The following is a 25,149-nucleotide window of genomic DNA, read 5'->3' on the forward strand; positions in this document are numbered from 1 at the left end:
AGTTTTTTTATTTAAGCCATTTGGCATTTTATGAATATCGAAGTGCACTCAACTGAATAATTAGAATTATAAAAATCAGTAATTTAGTGTATCAACCTATAGGAATAGGATTTACTTGGAATGAAAAGTTTTAAAATTGCGATTGCTCAATTCTCTCCACATGTGGGCAATCTGGATGCAAATACGCAAAAAATGATTGATCTGGCCAATCAGGCTAAAAAAGATAAAGCGGATCTGATTATCTTTCCTGAACTTTCAACGCTGGGCTACCCTGCAGAAGACTTATTAATTCGCCCGAGCCTGGTGAAACGCACCAAAGCGGCTTTTGAAAAACTGACTGAAGTAAAAGATATTGTCATGGTCTTTGGTTTTGTTAATCAAACTGAAGATGGTCAGCGTTATAACTCGGCTGCTGTCATGAAAGATGGCGAAGTACTGGGTGTTTATAACAAGCAAGTGTTGCCAAACTATGGCGTATTTGATGAAAAGCGTTATTTTGGCGAAGGTCATCAGCATCTGGTTTTTGAGTATCTTGGACATAAATTTGGCGTACTGATCTGTGAAGATGTCTGGTCTTTGGCGACTGTTCAGCAACTGGCAAAATTGAATATCGACACAGCTTTGGTACTGAATGCCTCGCCATATGAAGTGGGTAAACCACAACATCGCATTGAAACCATGGCGGCCTTGGTCAAACAGCTGAATATCAATCTGGTGTACTGTAACCAGGTTGGTGGCCAGGATGATCTGATCTTTGACGGTACCAGTTTTGTGCTCAACAAATCTGGCGAGGTGGCTTTACAGGCACCCACTTTCCAGGAAAATCTGGCAATTGCAGAATTTAATGCTGAACAACTGCAATTCAGCAAAGGCGCAATTGCACCTGCTTTAGACACCATGGCTGAGATTTATCAAAGCCTGGTCATGGCCACACGTGATTATGTACAGCGTTCTGGCTTCCCAGGTGTGATTCTAGGACTGTCTGGCGGGATTGACTCTGCCCTGACCCTAGCGATTGCTGTAGATGCGCTTGGCGCAGACAAAGTTCAAGCTGTGATGATGCCATATACTTATACCGCACAAATCAGTGTCGAAGATGCAGCGGCTCAAGCCAAAAATATGGGCGTGACTTTCGGTATTGCCGAAATCAATCCTGTGGTAAGCGGCTTTATGCAGGTGCTGTTCCCATTCTTTGGTAATGTTCCAGTCGATGCCACCGAAGAAAACCTGCAAGCACGTTCACGTGGCACCTTATTAATGGCCCTGTCTAACAAATTCGGTAATCTGGTGCTGGCAACCGGTAATAAATCTGAACTAGCTGTCGGTTATTGCACCCTGTATGGCGATATGGTCGGTGGTTATGCAGTTCTGAAAGATGTATATAAAACCATTGTGTTTGAACTGGCGAAGTATCGTAACAGCATTTCAGAAATTCCAGTGATTCCGGAACGTGTGATTACCCGTCCACCTTCAGCAGAACTGCGTCCAGATCAGGTCGATCAAGACTCTTTACCTGCCTATGACATTCTAGATGCAATCTTGTACTCTTATATTGAAGAAGATATGAGCCAGGACGATATCATTGCCAAAGGCTTTGACGCTGAAGTCGTGAAGAAAGTGATTCGTCTGGTTGATATCAATGAGTACAAGCGCCGCCAAGGTGCCATTGGGCCACGTATCAGTTCACGTTCTTATGGCCGTGAGCGTCGTTATCCAATCGTGAATGGCTGGAAAGCAGGTAGCTAAATTCTGTTTTCAATGATGTAAATCAGAATCGTCCAAGTGAATGCTTGGACGATTTTTTTATGCGGCAGTAAAATGAAGAATAGCCCCAACATTAAGAAGGAAAAATGATGTTTTGCGGAAACTGCAAAAATTAGTGGATGCTTCAAATAATTTTTTTATGGTTTGCAGTGCTTTTTAAAAGACAAAAAAAGAGACCAAGCTGAGAGCTTGGTCTTTTAAAATGGTGGCTATGACGAGACTTGAACTTGTGACCCCCGCATTATGAGTGCGGTGCTCTAACCAACTGAGCTACATAGCCGTAAACTGTGTGCGCATTATCGTAATTTCAGCTTCTATCGTCAAGCATTTTAAAACACAAATGTTCAGTCTTTATGCAAATACGGAATAAACTTTTAAATTTTAAACAAAAAAGGGTTTTTTAGTATGTAATTCACGCATTCATAGCACCATTTAATTCTTCGAGGAATCATTAGATGTATAAAATCAAAATATTTATTTTACTCATTGGCCTTTCAAGTCTGAGTGCCTGCCAGACCATCTCGCCTATTTTCGTAGATTATAATGGCGTCAGACGTGATGTGGCACAGTGGATTAATCAGCAGCAACTGATGAGCATGCAGCAGAAAAGGTCTTTGGCACAACTCAGCAGAGCACAGCAGAAAATCGAGCGCTATCCGGAATATGATCAGAGCCAACGACTGGCGGTAACCCGGGAAAATCAGATTGCATTACATTGTGCGCGTTTACATGTGACAGAACATAAAATCCGGCAGCTACAGCAAAAAATTTATGCAGGTGAAACTCAAACAATTTTAAATCGCTATGAACAGCTGTCACCGCAAATAAAATTAGACCCGACCTCTATTCGATGTGATTAATCACTGTCTTAGGCTATCACATTAATTACATATAAATTATTAACTTAGGCTAAATAAATCACCCAATTAAATAGCTCTAAACAGGTGCTTCATTTTTTAATCTATTAGATATTATACCTATGTATTTACTTGGTTTTATTTTTATACAATACAGGCTATGATCAAAGTATAAACAACTATTCGTACCCGGTTTAACGCGTCATAATTTTATAACTCTAAATTCCCCTCAGGAGAATTCTAATGCCTTTTGAACATATTTTAGTACCTGTTGACGGTTCAGAAACATCGTATGCTGCAGTGGATAAAGCTGTAGAAATTGCCAAAGCATTTAACAGTAAAGTCACAGTGGTTCAAGTGCTGGCACTGGACCCTTATATCGCTGCGGAATATATCTCTGCGGCACAAACCAATGACCTGATTGAACGTGCCCGTACTTCCATCCTCAAAACGCTGGATGAAGCCAAAGCAAAATTCTCTGGTGCCGGTGTTGAAGTGGATACACAGCTCCTTGAGGGTCAGGTAATTTATAGCGAGATTGTCAAAGCAGCTAAAGATTTAAATTCTGACCTGATCGTGATTGGTTCCCATGGTCGCACGGGCTTCAAAAAGCTGTTCCTTGGCAGCGTAGCGCAAAGCATTCTCGGCCAAGCGGATATCCCAGTAATGGTGATTCGCAACTAAGTTATGTTTAAAATCCCCACTTTTCACCAAGTGGGGATTTTTTTTATATCTTGACCAGACCATCCCATTGATAGCGTTTTAAATCCAAGCGATCACCTTTAAGAAAAATTCCTTCCTGCATGAGTTTTTGCTGCTGGATATTCTGGCCATGTTCGTCCAGTTGCTTCACACTGATTTTCGCCTGGGCATTGATCACCCGATACCAAGGAATATCAGTGTCCGAATCTAGATGACTTAATACCCATCCGACCAATCGCGCATGTTTGGGTAAACCTGCCAGTCTAGCAATCTGTCCGTAGGTGGCGACTTTGGCATACGGAATCTGATTGACCACAGCCAAAATCATTTCTGCCATTTCCTGACTGGCTGAACTTGTCTGGGTCATTTTCATCTCATTAATAGCTTATTTAAATCAAAAATCACAATCCACCCCCAGTAAAAAAGCTATAGGAGAGTGATTAAGCCTGATGAAATACGCTGATTCAAGCTCTCATCTCACTATAAAAACCAATCTAACAGTCTCTTGATCTTCTAAGTTTTATCTTTAGAAATTATCCGGATTTTCCAGTCTTTTTACTTCCTGAACTTTATCTGGATGATGCACCGTGGCAACGCCATCTGCATCTTTCTGATCAATCAGAATTTCTGGCTGAAAGATAGTAATAGTCTCATTTCCTTTGGCATCTTCTCCAACAATATAGCGAAAACCCTTACGATTCATTTTATGACACATGCGTTGATACCAGCCTTTAAAGCCCTGCGTCTCTTCATTGGGATTATAATAAAACGCATTCATCACCGCAGGCAGGCCCAAGCCACATACCACACCGGACAATAGCACTACAATAAAGGTATAGCCCACCAGAATACTGCTATAGGCTTCCAGCTGAGGAACATTGGCGACCGCCAGAATTAAGGCCAAAGAAATCCCGCCCCGTACTCCGCCCCAAGACAGGATGGTCAAACTGCCGTTATAGCTTTTCTTGCTGACTTTTGGGAACATGGCAAAGGCCAGATAGTTGGCTGCAAAACGGGCCAGATGTAGAATCACAAAAGCCACCATTCCGCCCAGAACCAGACTGGTACTCAAGTCCAGAATAAACAATTCTAGACCAATCAGGGTAAACAGGAATGAATTGATAATTCCCTCAACCGTATGCCAGAAATGATTAACGTCACCAATTTCAGCATCTGCCAGGATTTCTTTCCATTTATTGCCAACAATCAAACCACCAATCACACAGGCAATTGGCGCGGAAGCATGTGCCAGCAAAGCCACCAGATAGGAACCACAAGCCAGCAAGGCCGTGGTCAAAATCAGAGATTCCATTTCATGCTTACCGCGCAAAATCCGCAAGATCGCAAAACCGAATCCGAGACCAATCAGCACCGCCACGACAATTTCATAAAGCAAGGTTTGCAGCACTGCCAGTACCGTAAAGTTTTCACCTTGCAGAACATTGAGCAAGGTCATAAATAAGGCAATACACATTGCATCATTAAACAGTGATTCGCCTTCAAGCTTGACAATCAAATGATGCGGTGCGCGAACCGAACTCAATACGCCTTTGATGCCGATCGGATCTGTGGCGCCCAAGGCCGCCCCTAGCAAGAGCAAAACCAGCAGGTCAACATGTTTACCAATCAGGAACTGATAACCATACAACACCACACCAAAGAACACTGCACAGAACACCAAAGCCAGACCAGCCAAAATACTGATCGGCCGCCAGTGGTTACGCAAATCTGAGACCTTAAACTTCAGCGCAGATGAAGTCAGGATAAAACAGATCACACCATTGATCAGAAAATCATAGAAATCGACGTGACGAACAGCCTGCTCGATATTGTCAATATTGATGCTAAAGAATGGATTACCATGCAGTAAACTGGCGCCCCACTGCAAAATGAAAACAAAGATTGCAGAGACAATAGGGACACCGATCGCTTGCGGAAAGCCTAAAACGCGCTTATTAAACATGGTCGTGGCAATAGACAGAGCAAAGACCACCGTGAGTAGCTGAAGAAAAAAGAAATTTCCCATTCGGTTTCCTAAAATCGGGCGATATGGAGCACTATGCGCCGAGAGGCGTTGTTAAAATAGAGATTTAAATAGCAAGGTATTCTGGCAAAACAAGTTTAGTCCGCTTTTTTATCGAATTGAGTTAAGTTTCTTTTCAGTATTTTCGAATGATGATTTAACATACAGATCAGCACTCGGCTTTTGCTTTCCCATCATTCTATTTTGAATTTTTCTCCCATGCATCAAACTGTCAAAACCATTTTTCGTCTCTGTTTTGCCAGCGTGATTTTTCTGATCACGTTGTCCTTATGTTTTACCTGCTTTGCTAAAATTCAGGAAATTCTGCAAGCAGAACAGCATTATCAGCAAGCCACCAGCATTCCCTTAAAAAGTACAGCCGGCGAACAGTATGTATTGGTGTCCAATAACCAGCGACCAGACAATGCAATTTTTATTCTGATTGCAGGAAATGGTTATGTGGCCAAAATCAACTGTGAACATTACAGCGCTTTATGTAGCGATGAAGACAATCAATCGCATACCCGTCAAATCCAGACTGTTGACTTAATCAAAGCGGGAAATCTGTTCTATATTGAAAAAATCCAGTTCAGAGATAGCCGAACCGGCAAAGCAACTGCTTTAGAATATAACAAACAAGAAATTCAGCAGTTTTATCAAAATGACATGAGCAACCTCAAATATACAGTCTTTGCAATTGCACTGTTTGCTTTGGCTGCATTATTTGTCAGTATCAAGATATTAAGAAACTTCCGGCGTTTTCTGCATAAATAAAAAAAGGAGCATCTGCTCCTTTTTTTATCGAAGTCATTTAAATATTTTGATTAAAGGTATCACAATTCGCAACTTGACCGGATTTCAAGCCGGTGTTAAACCATTGTACCCGCTGCGTGCTGCTGCCATGGGTAAAGCTGTCCGGCACCACCTGCCCGCGAGCACGTTTCTGTAAATAGTCATCGCCAATTTTATGGGCGGCATCCATCGCTTCCTGCACATCACCCTGTTCCAGAAATTGGGTACGTTCATGATTATGGTAAGCCCAAACGCCGGCCAGACAGTCTGCCTGCAATTCCTGACGCACTGAAAGCTGATTACTTTGCACTTCGCTTGCTTGCTGACGTGCTTGCTGTACTTGAGAAGAAATACCTAAAATCGTCTGGATATGATGCCCCACTTCATGGGCCACGACATAGGCCAGCGCAAAATCCCCCGCCTGATCATTGCGGGAAAGTTCGGTGGCATTCTGTTCTCCGGTAATGCCCATTTGGGTACGCATATCTTTAAAGAATGCAGTATCGATATACACTTTCTGGTCTGTCGGGCAGTAGAAAGGCCCCATCGCCGCCTGAGCAGTACCACAACCAGAATTCACGATGCCGTTAAACAACACCAGTTTCGGTGGGACATACTGCTGATTTAACTGCTGCTGAAACACCTGATTCCAGGTATCTTCAGTATCTGCCAATACAGTTCCAACAAAATCAATCGACTCCTGCTGTTCTGGCGTGGGATTTTCCAGGCCACGTGTTTCTGCCGCACCCGATACCCCCTGAGTGACCTGCTTGGTGGTTTGATAAGCCTGTTGTGGATCGACACCGAAAAACTTCCAGGCCACAAAGGCCACAATCAATCCAACAATACTGATTCCGCCAGCTTTGGCACCACCACCACGACGGTCTTCTACATTGCTACTGACACGACGACCTTTCCAACGCATAGTCTTTTCCTTTTCTTAATCTGCTTAATATCCAGATATTTCTACACCTTAAGCTTTTGATGATTTAGGCCAGATTTTCTTAATCAGGCTGATGACCAGCATGACCAGCAGACCCGCTAAAATTCCTACTGCGAAATTAATCAAGGTCGGTGTTACGGCACCGACAATGTTGCCAATGCTGGGAATATCCTGCACATAAGCAACACTGTCTTCAGTAAAGTGATGAATAAAAGGAATTGCATGGTTAATAATTCCACCGCCCACCAGAAACATCGCAGCGGTCCCAACAATGGAGAGAATTTTCATTAAGATCGGGGCAAATGCCAACAAGCCACGTCCTATTTTTTGTTTAAAATCGGACTGCTGTTCAGTCAGATGCAGACCGATATCATCCAGTTTGACAATCAGCGCAACAAAACCATAAACACCAATGGTCATCACCACCGCGATCAGGCTTAAAACAGTCACTTTGGTCAGCATCGAGGCTGCGGCGACCGTTCCCAAAGTAATCACGATAATTTCAGCAGACAGGATAAAGTCAGTGCGAATAGCACCTTTGACTTTTTCATTTTCAAACTGGTGCAAATCCATTTCTGTATGAATCAATTGCTCACGCGCCTGTTCCGCGTCCTTGGCCTTCGGTGTATGCAAGGTATGAATAATTTTTTCCACGCCTTCATAACATAGGAACAAACCACCCAGCACCAACAAGGGATTAATCAGCCAGCCTGCAATAAAGCTGATTAATAATGCCAGCGGCACCAAAATCAGTTTATTAACAAAAGAACCTTTGGCAACTTTCCAGACCACCGGTAATTCACGATCAGCCCGCACACCTGTCACTTGCTGCGCATTTAAAGCCAGATCATCACCAAGGACGCCTGCTGTTTTTTTTGCTGCCATTTTGCTCATGACAGCGACATCATCCAGAACAGTAGCAATATCATCTAATAATAGTAATAAACTGCTCGCCATACTTATTATCCTTATCTTCTTTCCAGATAGTTTAATCAAAATTCTTAAAAATATTGTATTCACTTGTTTAATTTATAAGATTTTTTTACGACAGCTTTTTTTCTGGCTGACAATCAAAAACAGAATGCCGTACAATGTTGCCATTCGTTAAAATACAGCTGTAGTACTGACTACCCTTTGGAATAGATAATGAGTAATCAAGATAATCGTCCAGTGATCTTGACGGGCGACCGTCCTACCGGACAACTCCACCTCGGCCACTTTGTGGGTTCATTACGCTCTCGTGTAGGTCTGCAAGATTCTCACCATCAACACTTGTTACTCGCCGATGCTCAAGCCCTAACTGATAATGCGGACAATTTTGAAAAAGTACGTCGTAACATTATTGAAGTGGCGACGGATTATCTGGCTGTCGGTATTGATCCAACTAAAACCACAATTTGTGTTCAGTCATGCTTACCTGCCTTAAATGAACTGACCATGCTATATCTCAACTTTGTGACTGTTTCACGTCTTGAGCGTAACCCGACCATTAAATCTGAAATCCAGATGCGTGGTTTTGAGCGTGATATTCCAGCCGGCTTCTTGTGCTACCCGGTGGCTCAAGCTGCTGACATTACAGCATTTAAGGCAACGGTTGTTCCTGTGGGTGAAGATCAGATTCCAATGATCGAACAGACCAATGAAATCGTGCGTCGTTTGAACCGTCAAATTGGTCATGACCTGCTACCAGAATGTAAGGCACTTCTTTCCAATGTTGGTCGCCTACCTGGTTTTGATGGTAAAGCAAAAATGTCGAAATCTTTGGGCAATACCATTGTGCTGGATGCGACAGATAAAGATATTAAGAAAGCCGTCAATGCAATGTATACCGATCCGAATCATCTGCGTATTGAAGATCCAGGTCAGGTCGAAGGCAATGTGGTATTTACTTATCTAGATGCCTTTGACCCAAATAAAGAAGAGCTGGAAGAGCTCAAAGCCCATTATCGTCGTGGTGGTTTAGGCGATGGTACAGTGAAAAAACGTCTGGAAAGTATTTTAAAAGAATTGATCGGCCCAATTCGTGAGCGTCGTATTGAACTGGCTAAAGATCCCGATTACATCATGGATATCCTGAAAACCGGTACGGATAAATGTCGCGATATTACCCAGGTGACACTGGATGAAGTTAAATCTGGCCTCGGTGTATTCCATTTTTAATTAGAAAAAATTGCTCTTAAAAGCTCTTCTGATGAAGAGCTTTTTTGTTTAAGCTAAAATTGCGCAAAAATGATGCAAATATCCCCACATAATCTTCATATTTTTAACCTTATTTAACATGTATTAACATGAATACTGATGAGTCATATGAGAATGCATCCTATTATGATTGTATTCAGTAAGGAATCAGATTTAACTCTCTCCACAGTTAATGAAGTAGTTTGAAAGACATTCCTTTTTCTACGCAATGACAACCCCAATCATTGCGTTTTTTTTGTTTATAGTTTTTCAAAATGCTAAAAAAATCCTGCGTTTAAGCAGGATTTAATCATGGCTAAGAATTAATAACTGAACAAGCCTTTTTCTAATGGTATTTCGATACCTAAAGAAACTCCGCTATCTCGACCATTTACCTTTGAATCACCGACCCATGCATTAATTTTAAGCGGCATTTCTGGGCAGATATAATGCGACCAGGTCAAATCCAATGCTTTAATTTCATCATTAAAAGCAAAAGCAGCATTATTAACAGCGGCACGTTCCGATTGATTCACATCAGCAAAAAGTATACGACCTGATAAGCGGTTCATAAAATCAATACGAATATCCCCACCTACGGAAATCATCTGCGCATCACCACCTAAAGCATGTGCTAGAAGATAACCATGCTGATAAAAACCATCTGTATAATTCGTATGATTATAAGAAATCCCTTGAGCTTTACCATTGGTACGGGTATCTGCCCATTCTGCATAAACTTGGTATGGCATATTTCTCAAACTAGCAGAATAGTCGATTCCAGCCAAATACATTTTTTTTTGCAGGTAAGCCCCCAGCCTCATCCTCTCCTACATATTGAGCATATAGACCCACCGGAATTTGGGTAAGAGAAAATAAATTTAACCGCGCATCGAAACCGGCAATCTGGTTAGATGGGTCTGGTTCACCTGTACCCCCATTATCTTTACTACCTACAAAAGCATCCCACAGCGAACTTAAACTTTCAGGTCGTCCTTCACCACCCCACTGAATCGCACGCGAGGCACCAAGCTCTAAATAAGGTAAAGGCTGTGCTGTAACACGCAAACCAATCAATTTGGCGTCTGGAACTGCGCTATAGTCATCGAGTTGACCGGCAAAAGCCTGATATTGCCACGGCCCAATCCAAGATAACCATTTATTTTCAAATGCTGTCTGTTCTGCACGTTGAACTGTAAAGCCATAGACTGGACGACTGGCATCACCACGAATCAAGCTGCCATCATGGCTTGGGCCCCAGTAAGTTGGAATCTGCCCAGCAATCAACCATTGATTCCAAAGTTTTCCTGCCAGATAAGAACCTTCAAGATTTACATCCTGATCATTATCAATTTGTGGATCTTTTTCAGCATTCACCCTGATCTTGGCATCCCAATTCGTACTGCCAACATTAAACTCTAAAGCTGCCTGATATTGTGCTTTTTGCTGATCCCCGAAAGCCTGTGGAATATTTTTTTGATCGGTTTCTGCAAATACACCCAATTTTAGCTGTTGATTATCTGCCTTTAGTTTAGCCAGAACCGAATCGATTACACGCTGCTGTACAGTATTGCTGATCTGCGCATTTGATAAGGCTCGTTGAATTTCATCCCCACTCAGTGGCCAGGTTGAGGTACTGATTTGAATAACCCCTTGCTGGTTTAACCAGTTTAGGTCCGTACGCAAATTTGCATCATTTAGAACTAGACCCTGAGCAAAAGCAGGAAGCGCAAGCGTAGTCAGTAACACACTCAATAATGTTTTTTTAGCAACATGGGATGAATATTCTCAAGTTTATTTTCTGCTTCACCTTAATCGCTCCTATGTTAATTTTCAACGATTAAACTGTTGTTTTTTACTCAAGCTTTCAGATGTATCGACAAAAAATAACCCACACAATGGTGGGTTATTTTGAATTCAGCATTTAAGCATTTTTATGACGCATATGCGGGAACAAGATCACATCGCGGATACTTGCTGCATTGGCAAAGATCATCACCAGACGGTCAATACCAATACCCTCACCTGCTGTTGGAGGAAGACCGTATTCCAGTGCTTCGACAAAGTCTGCATCGTAATGCATAGCTTCATCATCACCAGCATCTTTTTCAGCAACCTGTGCTTGAAAACGTTCAGCCTGATCGATTGGATCATTCAATTCCGAGAAGCCATTTGCCAACTCACGACCACCGATGAAGAATTCAAAACGGTCGGTAATGTGTGGATTGTGATCATTACGGCGTGCCAATGGAGAAGTTTCCGCTGGATATTCAGTAATGAACGTCGGCTGACGCAATTTGGTTTCTACGGTTTCTTCAAATACCATGGTTTGCAGTTTGCCCAGACCAAAACCTGGCTTCACTTGCTCTTTCAATTCTTCCTGAAGGAATTTTGCCAGGAACTCACGGTCATTGACATTTTCAGGAGTAAATTGCGGGTTATTTTCCAGAATCGCATCGAACATTGAAATTTTCTTGAATGGACCTTTGAAGCTATACACTTCATCGCCATAAGGCACGTCAGTGGTGCCCAAGATATCAATCGCCAGACGCTCTAGCATCTGTTCGGTCAATTCCATCAAATCTTTGTAATCAGCATAAGCCTGATAGAATTCGATCATGGTGAATTCAGGGTTATGACGCGTAGAAACACCTTCGTTACGGAAGTTACGGTTAATTTCAAACACACGTTCAAAACCGCCGACCACCAAACGCTTTAAGTAAAGCTCTGGCGCAATACGCAAGAACAGCGACATGTCCAGTGCATTATGATGTGTTTCGAAAGGACGTGCCGATGCACCGCCTGGAATCACATGCATCATTGGCGTTTCAACTTCCATATAACGCTTTTCAGTCAGGAAGGCACGGATACCCGCTACGACTTTGGCACGAATCTCAAAAGTTTTACGTGTTTCTTCGTTAACAATCAGATCAAGATAACGTTTACGATACTTTACTTCAGTATCGTTCAAACCATGGAACTTGTCTGGAAGCGGACGTAATGATTTGGTCAGTAATTCAAAATGTTCGATGTGTACATACAAATCGCCTTTACCCGAACGGCCGATATAACCTTCGACTGCGATGATATCGCCAAGGTCCAGACCTTTAATGGTAGCCAGCACATCTTCAGCGAGTTCTTTACGCGCCACATACAGCTGGATACGACCTGTCATGTCCTGGATCACGATAAATGAACCACGGTTCAACATCACACGACCGGCCACTTTGACGTAGACCTTTTCGCCTGCTTCAATTTCTTCTTTAGATTTATCAGCGAACTGGTCTTGTAAATCTTGGGCATAATGCTCACGCTTAAAGGTATTCGGCCATGGGCTCTTACCTGTTTCTTGTGCCTGAGCTTCGATTTGCTTTAACTTGGCATGACGCTGTGCAATTAAATCGTTTTCGGAAATGATTTGTTCAGAAGTCGATTGAGCGTTATTTTGCGTCATCTCTGCCTCGAATAAGATTAGTTAAAAAATAGAAGTTGCATAGAATAGCAGAAATCCTTCTCAAATCGTAGCGCAAACACTCTCAGGAACCGGCTTTTCTTTGGAAAAATCCACTATCTTGCTATTTACACCATTCGGTTCAGCCCGTCTGTCACTCTTTTAAATTCCCTTTCTTCAAACTTATTGCAGCACCCAGCTGCTCTCAGTTGGGATTAAAGTCTAAACCAGACAAGTCTTATATAAATTCATTGCACTGCAAAACTTCGGCTTAGACCAATAGCTAACTGCCTTGTATACCCAGACGTTCTACAATGACACTCAGCTTCAAGATGATGTGCCAATCAACAAATAACCAATATGGCATATCCCATAAAAATGAGTAATGTACTATGTCTAAGATTTTGTTTATACATGGCTTAGATTCCTCCAGAGAATCCACCAAGTTCCATGCCATTGATGTGGTACACAAGTACTGTATCGATGTCGATTACCGAAATCTGAGCTATAGTTCGGTCGCCGAGTTTTATCATGAGATGATTGAAACCATCAAACCAGATATTCTGGTCGGCCACAGTCTTGGCGGTTATTGGGCACTGAAAATGTCACAGGCGTATCAAATTCCCTGTGTAGTGGCTAATCCCATTTTGCAGCCTAACTTCCGCGATGATTATCCGCCGATTGGGCATCACGATTTACAGCATGACATTCCTCAATTTGCCTATCTTGAACTGGGCGATGAAATTCTGGATATGCATGCGGTTCAGACACAACTTGAAGACTATATGCAAATTCAGGCAGTTGATGGCGGCCATCATCGTCTGGAACATCCTGAGCAAATTAATACGCTGATTCAGGAAATCGAAGATCATTTTATCAGGCAATAAAAAAGCCCCACAATTTCGGGGCTTTTTTTACAAAAAATTATGACTTAAGCAACTGCCGCTTCAGGCTGAGATTTGTCATCCAATACTGACCAGATATCCAGGCCTAATTCAGCATGCAGGTCAGGAAGATCAAGGAAGATACTTGCACCAAGTACTTCATGTTGACATTTTTGAGCCAGTTCATTCACTGCTTTTAAGGTTCCGCCACTTGCCAGAACATCATCCACAATAATTACTTTCTGGGACTGAACTTCCGCAGACATTTCTAAACGATCTATACCATATTCCAGGCTATAACCCACACCGACCACTGGAGGCGGCAATTTACCTGCTTTACGCACCAACAATAAACCTTTGCCTGTACGTTGTGCCAACAAGCTTGCCAACACAAAACCACGCGCTTCAACCGCAATAAAGCTTTCTACTTCTGCCAGTTTGTCAGCAGGAATGCTGGCAATCAAAGCGTCAGTCAATGGACCAATATTGCCCATGAAAAGTGGGGTCAAATCAAAGAAGCAAATTCCTGGTTTTGGAAAATCTTGGACCGTACGAATGTGAGACCACAAAGAAGTAGACAAATTGCTCATGGGAGATCTTAAAAAAAGAAAAGGAATATGGGAATTTTAAACCTATTTGAATAGAACGGACAAGCCAAGCTGCCTAATAAAAACTCGGAATTTAATTATAAGATATTGATTTTATTATATTGATTTATTTTAAAAAATTTAATCCAGACTTCACTAATTTTAAATTACCTAAAAACTCAAGTTTTAACTGCTCGACTTTGGTCTATCCCACAAGATAAACACTCATTTTTGCCATCGTCAGCTTTTTATCCTTTAACCGCCTGCGCCAGAAAAGCTGATTGGCGTGATTTTTAGATAAATGAGGAATGTGTCGTCTATTCTGCTGCTAATTTCGCTGATTAAGCTTTTATTCACTTTACTTTATGAATAGAACTGCGTAAAAATTTAGCCAAATATGTTCACTGTTAAAAAGTCATATTCTTTTAGAGTCTTGCCTTTTATGGATTTTAAGCTGACGCCTACAGTTGCTCAGTTTTGGAGAGTTACATGAGAAAGTTTCAATGCATCGTATGTGGATGGATTTATGACGAGGCAGAAGGTTGGCCTCAAGACGGGATCGTGGCAGGCACCAAATGGGAAGATATCCCGGATGACTGGACCTGTCCGGATTGCGGCGTATCTAAAGTCGATTTCGAAATGATCGAAGTCTAATCACGTCCAGTTAAAGGCCATATCCATATGGTCTTTTTTTATGCCCTTCTACCATTTATACAGCATGGAGCTCTACCATATGGAAACAACTATGCATCCTATCGTCATTATTGGTTCAGGTATGGCGGGTTATGCCGTAGCACGTGAATTTCGTAAACTTAATCCAGAACATGAATTGCTGATGATCTGTGCGGATGATGCGGTCAATTATGCCAAACCGACGCTTTCCAATGCTCTGGCCGGCAATAAAGCACCTGAACAAATTCCACTAGGCGATGCAGCTAAAATGTCGGCACAGCTGAATATGCGCATTGAACAGCATACCTGGGTCAAAGCCATTCATCCGGAAGATCATCAGCTGGTTCTGGAAAAAGATGGTCAGGAAAGTACGCAACATTATAGCAAACTGGTATTAGCCATCGGTGCCAATCCAGTACGTCTGGCGATTGCCGGTGATGCCAGCGATGACATTCATGTCGTCAACAATTTGAGTGACTATAAAGCTTTCCGTAACAATCTGGCAGCACGTGAAGACAAACGTGTAGTAATTTTAGGTGCAGGCCTGATTGGCTGTGAATTTGCCAACGACCTACAAAATACCGATCATCAGGTTACAGTCATTGATTTAGCCCCTCAGCCACTTGGCCGCTTATTGCCAGAACATGTTGCTACTGCATTCCAGAAGAATCTTGAAGAAACCGGCATTCACTTTGTCTTGGGCACAACAGTCGAAAAAGTCTCTTGTGCGGACAATGGTGATTATCTGGTCACGCTGGCCAACGGTCAGTCTTTGGTCGCTGATGTGGTGTTGTCTGCGGTGGGCTTACAGCCAAATATTTCTTTGGCGAAACAGGCAGACGTACATACCAGTCGCGGAGTGTTAACCACTGCACAACTGGAAACCAACCAGGCTGATATCTATGCGGTGGGCGACTGTGCCGAGGTCAATGGCACCTTATTGCCTTATGTCATGCCGATCATGCAACAAGCCCGCGCTTTGGCAAAAACCTTAAATGGCGAACATACTGCTGTACATTATCCGGCTATGCCAGTGGCAGTTAAAACGCCTGCTGCACCTTTAACGGTATTGCCTGCTCCGGTTGATGTGGATGTCATCTGGGAAACTGAAGAATTTGATGATGGCATGCTGGCTAAAGCATTCGATGCTAACGGCACCTTACGTGGTTTCGTGCTTTTGGGCGCCACTGCAGCCAAACAGCGTCTGACCTTGACCAAGCAGGTTCCTGACTTGATTCCTGCTGCGGTTTAGAGGTTTAATAGCACGGATATTTTTTAAACGAAATATCCTTTAATTAGGACAGCGACTATGTACAGCGCAGCACAGTTTAATCTTTCCCCTTATACCTCGTTCATGCATGAAACCAAGGTTGATCTTGGCAATGGGATCCAGCTACATGTCGAGGTTGGTGGAAATCCGGAACATCCCACCATTTTGCTAATTATGGGTCTGGGTGGGCAAATGCTGTACTGGCCTGACTTTTTCTGCAAGTCACTGATTGACAATGACTATCACATCATCCGTTTTGATAACCGTGATATTGGCCTGTCTTCAAAAGTTCATCACAAAGGTCCGCGCCTGAATACCCTGAAAATGATGAGCCGGTTTGTGCTGGGTCTGGGTAATCAGGGTGCACCTTATGATCTGTATGATATGGCTGAAGATGTCAGTCTGCTGATTGAAAAAATGCAGCTGGAACAAGTCTATGTGCTGGGTGCTTCGATGGGCGGTATGATTGCCCAGATTCTGGCAGCGCGTTATCCGGACAAAGTCAAAAAACTGGGCTTACTGTTTACCAGTAATAACCAGCCGATGTTGCCACCGCCCTTTCCAAAGCAACTCTTTAGTTTGATTGACAAACCGGCTTCAACAGATGAAGATGGCATTGTTGATCATAGTTTGAAACTGTTCAAGATCATCGGCTCGCCAGGTTATGTGAATCATCTGGAAGCGGTGCAGACCGCCCGTAAATTATATAAGCGAAGTTACTATCCTGCTGGTGTACTTCAACAGTTTTTAGCAATATTATGTACAGGCTCATTGCTGCAACTGGACAAGCAAATCAAACAAGAAACCCTGGTGGTCCATGGTTCTCGAGATCGATTGCTGCCTCCTAGCCATGGCAAGGCCGTTGCGAAAGCAATTTCAGGGGCTAAATTTGAATTAATTGATGGAATGGGGCATGATATCCCACCGCATTTTATTCCATATCTTAGCGAATTATTTGCTGATCATTTTAAATCATAAACATTAGGACACTATGGCTGCATTACCATCCCTAAGACAGCTGTCATACCTCGTAACACTGTCAGAGACGCTACATTTTACAGAAGCTGCTCGCCGCTCCTTTGTCACCCAGTCTACCTTGTCTGGCGGCATCATGGAGCTGGAGCGTTTACTCGGTGGCGTACTTGTTGAACGCGACCGCCAGAATGTTCGTTTAACGCCTCTTGGTGAACAAGTGGTTGCACGCGCACGTGTTCTACTGGCCGATGCTCAGGACCTAATGCGTTTAAGTCGTGAGATGAGTGAACCCCTAACCGGTGATCTACATCTCGGCGTCATTCCAACAATTGCACCTTTCCTATTGTCCCAGCTTCTGGATGAAGTACATAAGCAATTACCAAAAATCCAGTTGCATCTGCATGAAGCGCAAAGTGAAAAGATTGTAGAAAAGCTGGAACATGGCAACCTGGATATGGTGGCTTTGGCATTGCCTTTCGATACCCGCGGTCTGAAAGTTGCTGAAATTGCCAAAGAAAATCTGTATCTGGTTTACCAAAAATCTGATCAGCATGCTGCACAAGCAAACTCTTTAGAAGATCTGGATCTGTCTCGCCTGATGTTACTTGAAGAAGGTCATTGCCTGCGTGATCATGCCTTGAGTGCCTGCCCGATTGGTGAGCGTAAAAATGATCACCGTTTAAAAGCCAGCTCACTGCCGACTTTAATCGAAATGGTGTCTGCAAATCTGGGCTTTACCCTGCTGCCTGAAATTGCGATCCATACCAATATGATTAAAGGCAATCCTGAGATTCAGGTAAAAGCGATCGATTCAGCCCCAAGTCGTACCCTGGCATTGGTAACCCGTAAAAGCACACCGCTGCAAAGCGAGTTTGATGTGCTATTACAGATTTTCCAGAAAATCACTCAGCACGATGCTGCCTGATCTATAGATAATAAAAAGGAGCACATGTTGCTCCTTTTTTATATCTTGAATTGAATGCATCCAGTCCGCCTAGAAACTTAGAATCTCTACATTTCAGCTAAATCACTATTCTTTGGGATAGGCATTTGCATCTGCCTGATTCACAGTATAGCTCTCTATCGCATCTACAGGATCGCGTTTTATTGGCTAGCCTTTTGCCTGCACCGGTTTTAGTGATTCGTTCACCGACTGGACTCGACCTGTCAAAAATCCAGACCGTGCTACAGCAACTCGGCTATCAGCCAGATATGCTGCTGTATGCGGACAATATGCTGTCCGCACAATCCATGATTACTGAACATCTGCCTAATCTGATTCTTTATCATGCAGCAACAACTTCAGAGATCAGTGTGATCCGTCCGCTGAAACAGCAAAGCCTAGATACGCCCGTTATTGCCATACTCAATACTCATTCCACAGCACTGATCTATTCAGCCTTGCTGTCCGGCGCAGATAGCTATATGCAGCATCATGATTCATTACCCCAGTTCGCTGATAGTCTAAAAACTGTCTTGCGCGGTGGAGCCTACATTCATACTGAATTGGCAGACTATCTCCTGCACCAGCCCAGCGTTAAAGCCTGTCTCAACTTCGCTGAATTACAGTTATTACAAGTAATGAGTCAGCATAAATCGCAAACCGAACGACAAAACTAGCTTCAGATGAAAGATTATCAGATGTATAGTCAGGTCAAACACATCTATCGAAAACTGATCAGACTCAGCTTAAACAGTTCAATTGTATGTTCGAAATAAAAAAGAGGCTGAATATTCAGCCTCTTTAAATACTTAAACTTATTTAAACAGCTCTAACAGAATACGTTGTGCATTATGCGGTTTTTCACCTTCTTTTGGCTGTGCCCGCAGCCAGGTACCATCGCCTTGCAATAACCAGGATTGCTGGTTGTCTTTCAGGTAATTCAACAGACCTTGTTGATAGATGCGTTTTTTCAAGGCTTCATCTTCGACCGGGAAACAGGCCTCGACCCGATTAAACAGGTTACGATCCATCCAGTCTGCACTTGAACAATAAATACGTGAATTTCCATTATTGCTGAAATAATACACGCGGGTATGTTCCAGGAAACGTCCGACAATTGAACGCACCCGGATATTTTCCGACAGACCCGGCAAACCCGGACGCAAACTGCAAATCGACCGAATAATCAGGTCAATCTGTACTCCGGCCTGAGAGGCTTCATAGAGTTTGTTAATCAATTGCATTTCGGTCAGCGCATTGACTTTGACAATAATCTGCGCCGGTTTCCCTGCCTGAGCATAGGCAATTTCATTATCGATATAGTTCAGTAACTGGGCATGTAAGGTAAACGGCGCATGCAGCAACTTTTTCAGCTTGGCCATTTTCCCCATACCGGTCAGTTCCTGGAAAATACGATGCACATCTTCACACAGATCTTTATCCGTCGTTAACAGACCATAATCGGTATAGATTCGCGCATTGCCGGCATGATAATTACCGGTGCCCAGATGCACATAGCGCACCAATTTGTTATTTTCCCGGCGCACCACCAGAATCATCTTGGCGTGAGTCTTGTAACCGACAATGCCGTAGACCACGACCGCACCCGCTTCTTGCAGTACATTGGCGACTTCAATATTGGATTCCTCATCGAAACGCGCACGCAATTCAATCACTGCCGTGACTTCCTTACCATTACGGGCAGCTTCAGCCAGCACCTGCACAATTTCAGAATCTGGTCCACTACGGTACAAGGTTTGCTTGATCGCCAGCACTTGCGGATCGCGTGCCGCTTCACGTAATAATGAAATCACCGGCGCAAAAGATTCAAATGGATGATGCAGCAAAATATCCTGTTTATGCATCGCACTAAAAATATTTTCAGATTTTTTCAGTACTTTAGGAATGATGGGAGTATGCGAGTCATAACGTAAATGCGGACGTTTAAAGTTAGATAGCAAACGTGCCAGATTGACCGGGCCCGCGACTTTATAAAGCTGCTCGTCGTCCAGATCAAATTCATTCAGTAGATATTCATAAATATGCTGCGGACAATTTTCTGTCACTTCCAGACGCACGGCGCGGCCAAAACGGCGTGAACTGAGTTCGCCTTTGAGTGCCTTGGCTAGATCTTCAACATCTTCATTCAAGGCTAAATCGGCATTTCGGGTAACACGGAACTGATAACAGCCAGTCGCCGTCATCCCCGGGAACAGATCAGACACATGCTCATGAATAATCGCCGACAGCATCACATGATGTTCTTTTCCATCGGTCAGTTCATCCGGTAAACGTACCACGCGTGGCAGTGAACGCGGTGCGGGTACCACAGCCAGATCAATCTGACGGCCAAAAGCATCTTTCCCTTCCAATGTGACAATAAAGTTCAGTGATTTATTCACCAACCGTGGGAATGGATGCGCAGGGTCCAGGCTGATCGGTGTGAGAACCGGCGCCACTTGCTCCTGAAAATATTTTTTAATCCAGGCAGATTGTGCCGGAGTCAGCTCACCACGGCGCAAGAAGCAAATATCTTCCTCACGCAGTTTTGGCAAAATTTCTTCATTTAAAATACGGTACTGGCGTTCAATGGCGGCATGTGCTGTTTTAGAAATCTGTTCTAAAACCTGCTTTGGAGTCAAGCCATCCGGACTCCGGCTTTCATTGTCCAGATCCAGCTGTTCCATCATCCCGGCGACCCGGATTTCAAAAAACTCATCCAGATTACGCGAGAAAATCAACAGGAAATTCATGCGTTCGAGCAATGGATGTAAAGGATCGACAGCCTGTTCCAGGACACGTAAATGGAAGTCTAGGATAGACAGTTCACGATTAATATAACGATCATTATATGTATATTCAGGCTGTGCTGAAGTTGTGCTGGCTGCCGTATTCATATCAAACCTATGCGGATTTAAAATTGTGCTTATCGCTCCAAGTATGCTTCAAATTGATGACAATTTCATAAAAAAAAGCCCAATTATTTGGGCTTTCTCCTCAAATCATCAATTAAGGTAATTCTGCATAACGCATATAGCGCTGAATCATCCGCTTACGAGCATTTAATGCAGAGGAATTGCGATGATCCTGGAAGTATTTCGGATTGGTGAGAATGGTCGCCAGAAAGATGGCTTGATCCCGGGTCAGGCTTTGCGCGGTTTTACCAAAATAATGTTTGGCCGCTGCTTCAACGCCGTAAATATTGTCTCCGAACTCGATCGAGTTTAAATAGACTTCCAGAATCCGTTCTTTCGACCACATGCGTTCCATCATCCAGGTCGCGACCGCCTCCTGACCTTTACGCACAAATGAACGCTTGTTGACGAGGAACAGGTTTTTCGCCAATTGCTGGGAGATTGTCGAACCACCGGCCACTACACGGCCCTGATTTCTGTTTTTATTCAGCGCAGTTTGAATTCCGTCCCAGTCAAAACCATGGTGATGAATAAATTTTCCATCTTCCGCAGTGACGATGGCACGTTTCAGATTCAGGCTGATCTCGTCATAGGGACGCCACTGATGCTGAATCGCTTTGGAAGGTTCTGTCCAGTAATCAATCCGCATCATCATGGTGGTGTTCACCGGATTGGTTCGCCACCAGGCCAGACTGGCAAAGATCCACAATTGAACCAGCAGAATCACACTGACGATGACGAGCATCGTGCGGATCAGAAAGGCTTTCATGTCAGTGCGTTACTCCTGAAAATTTAATTTTTCGTGTTAAGCTTATTCGAAATATACAATCACAGCAAAAAAATAGCATGTCTGAATACTCTCCCCCTGTCGAACATCGCAAACTTGAAATGCATCTCTGGTGGATCACCGCCATTTTAATCGGGATCAATGTTGGATTATTTGGCTGGCAAGCCATGCATGGCATGGATGTTAGCCAGCCGAGTACCCGAGACGCTATTCTCTGGGGTGCCGATTATGCACCTTTAACCTACTTAGCGGAACCCATGCGCTTGTTTAGCAGCATGTTTTTTCATTTTGGCCTGATTCACCTGATGTTGAATATGTGGGCCTTGTATATTTTTGGTAGTGTTGCCGAACAGCTGTTTGGCCGGATGTATTTTATTGGCCTGTATGTGTGTGCCGGATTAATGGGCAGCCTGCTCAGTGGCTATATGAACATTCAGGACAGCTATAACCTGATTGAAGGCGGTGTGGCCAATCCGGATTTATTGCCTGCGGTCAGTGCCGGCGCATCCGGTGCCGTGATGGGACTCGGGGCTTCACTGACGGTGCTGGCCTTATTGCCGATGCTGCCACAGCAACGTTTTATCCTGGATAAAAAAACCCTGGTGATGGTGATGGGTCTAAACCTCGCGCTGGGCTTTATGATCAGCGGAATCAACAATGCCGCACATATTGGCGGCATGCTGATGGGGGCTTTTCTCACCTTGTTATGGTACATCGGTCAAAAAATGCAGCGTAGTCACCTGTTCAATCTGATTGCCTTGCTGATTGGTTTCGGCCTTTGTGTGCTGCTTTATCAACATAACTTGGCCTTGATTGAACCCATTCGCCCACTGTGGCAAGAGATTCTGGAAATGATGCAACAGCAACTAAAACTTTAACTCTCAGCCAGTTTAAAAATCACGGAGATGAATCTTATTGATTCATCTCACGCAAGCTTTGTAAGGGTGGAATCTCTGACAGATAACTCAGGCGATAACGGCCAATCAGCGCACATAAAGTGGTCATAAAGATCGGCAAGATAATCCAGATTTCCCAATGCGGCTGAATCATTAAATCCATTTTATAACTGGCAATCGCACTGATCACTTCGGCAAACAGGCAGGAAACTATTCCGGCAAACAGCCCAATAAAACCAATTTCCAGACTCATCATGGTTTTCAGTTTCTGCTTGGAACTACCGAATGATCGAAGCAAAGCCACTTCACGTTTGCGCTCATCCATCAACAGGTTCAGACAGGCCATCAGTACCAGAAAACCGGAAATGCTGACCAGTACTGCCAGAATGGTCACGATTTGCACTAGCACATTCACAATGCGTTTGATCTCTTCCAGAATCAGGCTGACATCAATAAACACCGTGTTGGAAAATTGCTGGATCACAGACACCAGTTTGCCCTTATCTACCTCCGGGACATAAAAACTGCCCAGATAACTGCCGGCATTGGCATCCATGGTATTGGGTGCAAAGATAAAGAAAAAGTTGGGACTAAAACTTTCCCATTCGACGGTTCTTAGATTAACGACTTTAGCTTCCAGTATCCCTTCCGGCAGGCTGAAACTGAGTTTATCTCCAATCTTGATCCCTAACTCTTCAGCAGTATTGGCTTCGACCGATACGGTGCCGACTTGTTTTAATACCGCGTCACCACTGACAATCACATTATCCTGAGGATAGCGGTTTGACTGGGTCAGATTCAGCTCACGTCTTAAAGTATTGCTACTTTTAACCAACTCTTCGGCAAATGGCTGATCATTTTTGGCGACCAGACGCCCACGGACATTTGGATATAGCGGTGTGCTTTTCCAGCCATTCTGCTCAAGTTGGGCTTTGAGATCCGGCATATCAAAAGGCGGTAAGCCATAAACAAACTGGTTCGGCGTACCTTCCGGTAACTGTTGCTGCCAACGATCTAGCAGATCGGTACGCAAGACTGCCAAGACTGTAATCAGGCTCAAGCCCAAGGCTAAAGCCGTAATCTGCAAGGCGGTCTGAGAAGGTGTGCGTACATAGGCTGACAGATTCAGCTTCATATTACGTAGCAGTTTCAACACCCCCCATACCGTCAGATACAGCACTGCACATAACACAATAATCGCGCCAATCACCCAGGCGGTCAGCAGCAAGTTTTCAGTCAAAATCACACTAAAAATAATCAGGCTGAGCGTTCCGGTCAGCAGCATCCATAGCATGGATTGTACTGATTTTTCCTGCTGGCGAATGACCCGAATTGGCGGGGTATTCAGCAGTTGCAATAAGCTTGGCATGACAAAGCCGAATAGCACCACGGCACTGGTCAGCATCGCGACCGGCAATGGTCCGAGCAACATTGCTAAGGCTGAAAATTCAATCTGCAAATTTGGAATCAGCTGCAACATCAATTGCAACAGTCCATAACCCAGACTGATCCCGACCACGGTGCCAATTAGCATGGCAATCAACAGCACCATCCCGAGTAAAGCCAGATAAGCCGATAGAATCTGCTGCTTGGTAGCACCGATACAACGCATCAAGGCAATATGATCCTGATTCTGCTGCACATAGCGCTGCGCGGTTAAGGCTATGGCAATCCCGCATAATAGAATGGTCAGAATATTGGCCAGTTGCAGGAAAGTATCCAGATTGGCAATCGGCTTCATTAAGCGGGTATTGCTTTCACTGGCATTGCGCAACCTGAGACTGCTTTGCTCCTCAAATTCCTGTCCTTGTACTTCCGCTGGCGTTTCAGCCGAGCCGTTTGCTGACTTGACCTGCTGCTTGAATAAGGCTTCATATTGTTGGGTATCATCCGGACGACCAGCCATGAGTAAGCGATATTCAATCCGGCTCCCCACCTGAATGGCATTGGTTCGTGCGACATCTGCCTGGGAGATAATCACGGTCGGCGAAAAACCGGAAAATCCAAGCTCCTGATTGGAGTCCTGTTCAATCTTGGCGGTGATTTTGAATGCTGCATCGGCAATATTGAGCTGATCCCCTAATTTGACTTTGAGCAAATCCATGGCTCGTGGACTGAGCCAGATTTCACCAGACTGAATCGATTTTTTTGCCGGTTGCACCCGCAGTTCGCCACGCAAAGGAAAAGCCTGATCAATGGCTTTGACATTGACCATGACAAACTGCGCATCGGTATAGGCCATACTGCTAAAGAAAGTGACCTCTGACTGCTTTAAATCCAGCTGCTTGGCCTGATCACGCCACTGCTTCGGCAAAGGCTCATTATCTGAAAGCACCAGATCACCGGCCAGCATTTCTGCTGCCTGCAAGGCGACTGCATTTTGGATCTGCTCGTTACTAAACTTGAGTGCAGTGGTCGCACTGATCGCCAGCGTTAAGGCAATAATCAGCAGATAAATTCCGGTGGTTTTAAAGCTTTGCGTCAGTAAGGGACGAAATAATGGATTCATT

At 43.9% G+C, this 25,149-nt stretch carries 20 protein-coding genes, 1 tRNA gene and 2 pseudogenes; 12 read left to right on the forward strand and 11 right to left on the reverse strand.

The window, feature by feature from the left end:
- Positions 1-120 precede the first annotated feature (120 nt).
- A complete protein-coding gene (locus tag Q9R24_RS02410) occupies positions 121-1,746 on the forward strand; it encodes an NAD+ synthase (RefSeq protein ID WP_311203640.1) in 1,626 nt (541 codons plus the stop codon).
- 221 nt (positions 1,747-1,967) lie between these two features.
- On the opposite strand, the gene Q9R24_RS02415 is transcribed toward Q9R24_RS02410, so the two are convergent.
- Positions 1,968-2,044: transfer RNA gene (locus Q9R24_RS02415), tRNA-Met, on the reverse strand.
- Positions 2,045-2,219: 175 nt separating this feature from the next.
- On the opposite strand from Q9R24_RS02415, the gene Q9R24_RS02420 reads away from it, so the two are divergent.
- Together Q9R24_RS02420 and Q9R24_RS02425 are read left to right on the forward strand one after the other, a co-directional pair.
- Positions 2,220-2,624: a hypothetical protein gene (locus tag Q9R24_RS02420; RefSeq protein ID WP_004730270.1), complete on the forward strand. Its 405-nt coding sequence runs from the start codon at positions 2,220-2,222 to the stop codon at positions 2,622-2,624.
- Between the two features lie 240 nt (positions 2,625-2,864).
- Positions 2,865-3,305, forward strand: coding sequence for a universal stress protein (locus Q9R24_RS02425; protein ID WP_004279425.1), 441 nt, complete (start codon positions 2,865-2,867; stop codon positions 3,303-3,305).
- 43 nt (positions 3,306-3,348) lie between these two features.
- On the opposite strand, the gene Q9R24_RS02430 is transcribed toward Q9R24_RS02425, so the two are convergent.
- Entirely contained in the window at positions 3,349-3,690 is a 342-nt protein-coding gene (locus Q9R24_RS02430) for an MGMT family protein (protein WP_180037683.1), read from the reverse strand.
- A gap of 159 nt (positions 3,691-3,849) precedes the next feature.
- Complete coding sequence (locus tag Q9R24_RS02435; protein WP_071850584.1) at positions 3,850-5,349, reverse strand: sodium:proton antiporter; 1,500 nt, start codon at positions 5,347-5,349, stop codon at positions 3,850-3,852.
- 216 nt (positions 5,350-5,565) lie between these two features.
- Between Q9R24_RS02435 and Q9R24_RS02440 the strand changes: the two genes are divergently transcribed.
- Complete coding sequence (locus Q9R24_RS02440) at positions 5,566-6,120, forward strand: hypothetical protein (RefSeq protein WP_071850583.1); 555 nt, start codon at positions 5,566-5,568, stop codon at positions 6,118-6,120.
- Positions 6,121-6,157: 37 nt separating this feature from the next.
- On the opposite strand, the gene Q9R24_RS02445 is transcribed toward Q9R24_RS02440, so the two are convergent.
- Positions 6,158-7,063, reverse strand: coding sequence for a neutral zinc metallopeptidase (locus tag Q9R24_RS02445; RefSeq protein WP_310078049.1), 906 nt, complete (start codon positions 7,061-7,063; stop codon positions 6,158-6,160).
- 48 nt (positions 7,064-7,111) lie between these two features.
- Complete coding sequence (locus Q9R24_RS02450; RefSeq protein ID WP_004646278.1) at positions 7,112-8,038, reverse strand: DUF808 domain-containing protein; 927 nt, start codon at positions 8,036-8,038, stop codon at positions 7,112-7,114.
- A gap of 189 nt (positions 8,039-8,227) precedes the next feature.
- Between Q9R24_RS02450 and trpS the strand changes: the two genes are divergently transcribed.
- A complete protein-coding gene (gene trpS, locus Q9R24_RS02455; protein WP_311203641.1) occupies positions 8,228-9,241 on the forward strand; it encodes a tryptophan--tRNA ligase in 1,014 nt (337 codons plus the stop codon).
- A 341-nt stretch (positions 9,242-9,582) separates the two neighbouring features.
- Here the strand turns inward: trpS and Q9R24_RS02460 are convergent.
- Positions 9,583-11,014, reverse strand: a pseudogene (locus tag Q9R24_RS02460) (capsule assembly Wzi family protein).
- 169 nt (positions 11,015-11,183) lie between these two features.
- Positions 11,184-12,713: a lysine--tRNA ligase gene (gene lysS / locus Q9R24_RS02465; RefSeq protein ID WP_004730285.1), complete on the reverse strand. Its 1,530-nt coding sequence runs from the start codon at positions 12,711-12,713 to the stop codon at positions 11,184-11,186.
- 389 nt (positions 12,714-13,102) lie between these two features.
- On the opposite strand from lysS, the gene Q9R24_RS02470 reads away from it, so the two are divergent.
- Entirely contained in the window at positions 13,103-13,597 is a 495-nt protein-coding gene (locus Q9R24_RS02470; RefSeq protein WP_004730287.1) for a YqiA/YcfP family alpha/beta fold hydrolase, read from the forward strand.
- Positions 13,598-13,641: 44 nt separating this feature from the next.
- Here the strand turns inward: Q9R24_RS02470 and Q9R24_RS02475 are convergent, their stop codons facing one another.
- Positions 13,642-14,184: an adenine phosphoribosyltransferase gene (locus tag Q9R24_RS02475; protein ID WP_005262359.1), complete on the reverse strand. Its 543-nt coding sequence runs from the start codon at positions 14,182-14,184 to the stop codon at positions 13,642-13,644.
- Between the two features lie 486 nt (positions 14,185-14,670).
- Here Q9R24_RS02475 and rubA point away from each other — a divergent pair, with 486 nt between their 5' ends.
- The 5 genes and pseudogenes from rubA (at position 14,671) to Q9R24_RS02500 (ending at position 18,817) form a co-directional block, all read left to right on the forward strand.
- Positions 14,671-14,835: a rubredoxin RubA gene (rubA, locus tag Q9R24_RS02480; protein WP_004279415.1), complete on the forward strand. Its 165-nt coding sequence runs from the start codon at positions 14,671-14,673 to the stop codon at positions 14,833-14,835.
- A 91-nt stretch (positions 14,836-14,926) separates the two neighbouring features.
- Positions 14,927-16,105, forward strand: a complete 1,179-nt coding sequence (gene rubB, locus Q9R24_RS02485) for a rubredoxin reductase RubB (RefSeq protein ID WP_138743263.1) — start codon at positions 14,927-14,929, stop codon at positions 16,103-16,105.
- Positions 16,106-16,162: 57 nt separating this feature from the next.
- Positions 16,163-17,101 carry an esterase EstB gene (gene estB / locus Q9R24_RS02490; RefSeq protein ID WP_004279413.1) on the forward strand — a complete coding sequence of 313 codons (939 nt, stop codon included), beginning with the start codon at positions 16,163-16,165 and terminating at the stop codon, positions 17,099-17,101.
- A gap of 13 nt (positions 17,102-17,114) precedes the next feature.
- Positions 17,115-18,023: a LysR family transcriptional regulator OxyR gene (oxyR, locus tag Q9R24_RS02495; RefSeq protein ID WP_004279412.1), complete on the forward strand. Its 909-nt coding sequence runs from the start codon at positions 17,115-17,117 to the stop codon at positions 18,021-18,023.
- Between the two features lie 182 nt (positions 18,024-18,205).
- Positions 18,206-18,817 (forward strand): annotated as a pseudogene (locus Q9R24_RS02500) (DNA-binding response regulator).
- A 39-nt stretch (positions 18,818-18,856) separates the two neighbouring features.
- On the opposite strand, the gene ppk1 reads toward Q9R24_RS02500, so the two are convergent.
- A complete protein-coding gene (gene ppk1, locus Q9R24_RS02505) occupies positions 18,857-20,938 on the reverse strand; it encodes a polyphosphate kinase 1 (protein WP_311203642.1) in 2,082 nt (693 codons plus the stop codon).
- Between the two features lie 112 nt (positions 20,939-21,050).
- Positions 21,051-21,725, reverse strand: coding sequence for a monofunctional biosynthetic peptidoglycan transglycosylase (gene mtgA, locus Q9R24_RS02510; protein WP_253172528.1), 675 nt, complete (start codon positions 21,723-21,725; stop codon positions 21,051-21,053).
- A 77-nt stretch (positions 21,726-21,802) separates the two neighbouring features.
- Between mtgA and Q9R24_RS02515 the strand changes: the two genes are divergently transcribed.
- On the forward strand, positions 21,803-22,621 hold the full coding sequence (locus Q9R24_RS02515) for a rhomboid family intramembrane serine protease (RefSeq protein WP_004730296.1): 819 nt from the start codon (positions 21,803-21,805) through the stop codon (positions 22,619-22,621).
- Positions 22,622-22,655: 34 nt separating this feature from the next.
- On the opposite strand, the gene Q9R24_RS02520 is transcribed toward Q9R24_RS02515, so the two are convergent.
- Positions 22,656-25,148, reverse strand: a complete 2,493-nt coding sequence (locus Q9R24_RS02520) for an FtsX-like permease family protein (RefSeq protein WP_311203643.1) — start codon at positions 25,146-25,148, stop codon at positions 22,656-22,658.
- Position 25,149: the final 1 nt, after the last annotated feature.

Source organism: Acinetobacter sp. RRD8 (assembly GCF_031844225.1).
Taxonomy (GTDB): Bacteria; Pseudomonadota; Gammaproteobacteria; order Pseudomonadales; family Moraxellaceae; genus Acinetobacter.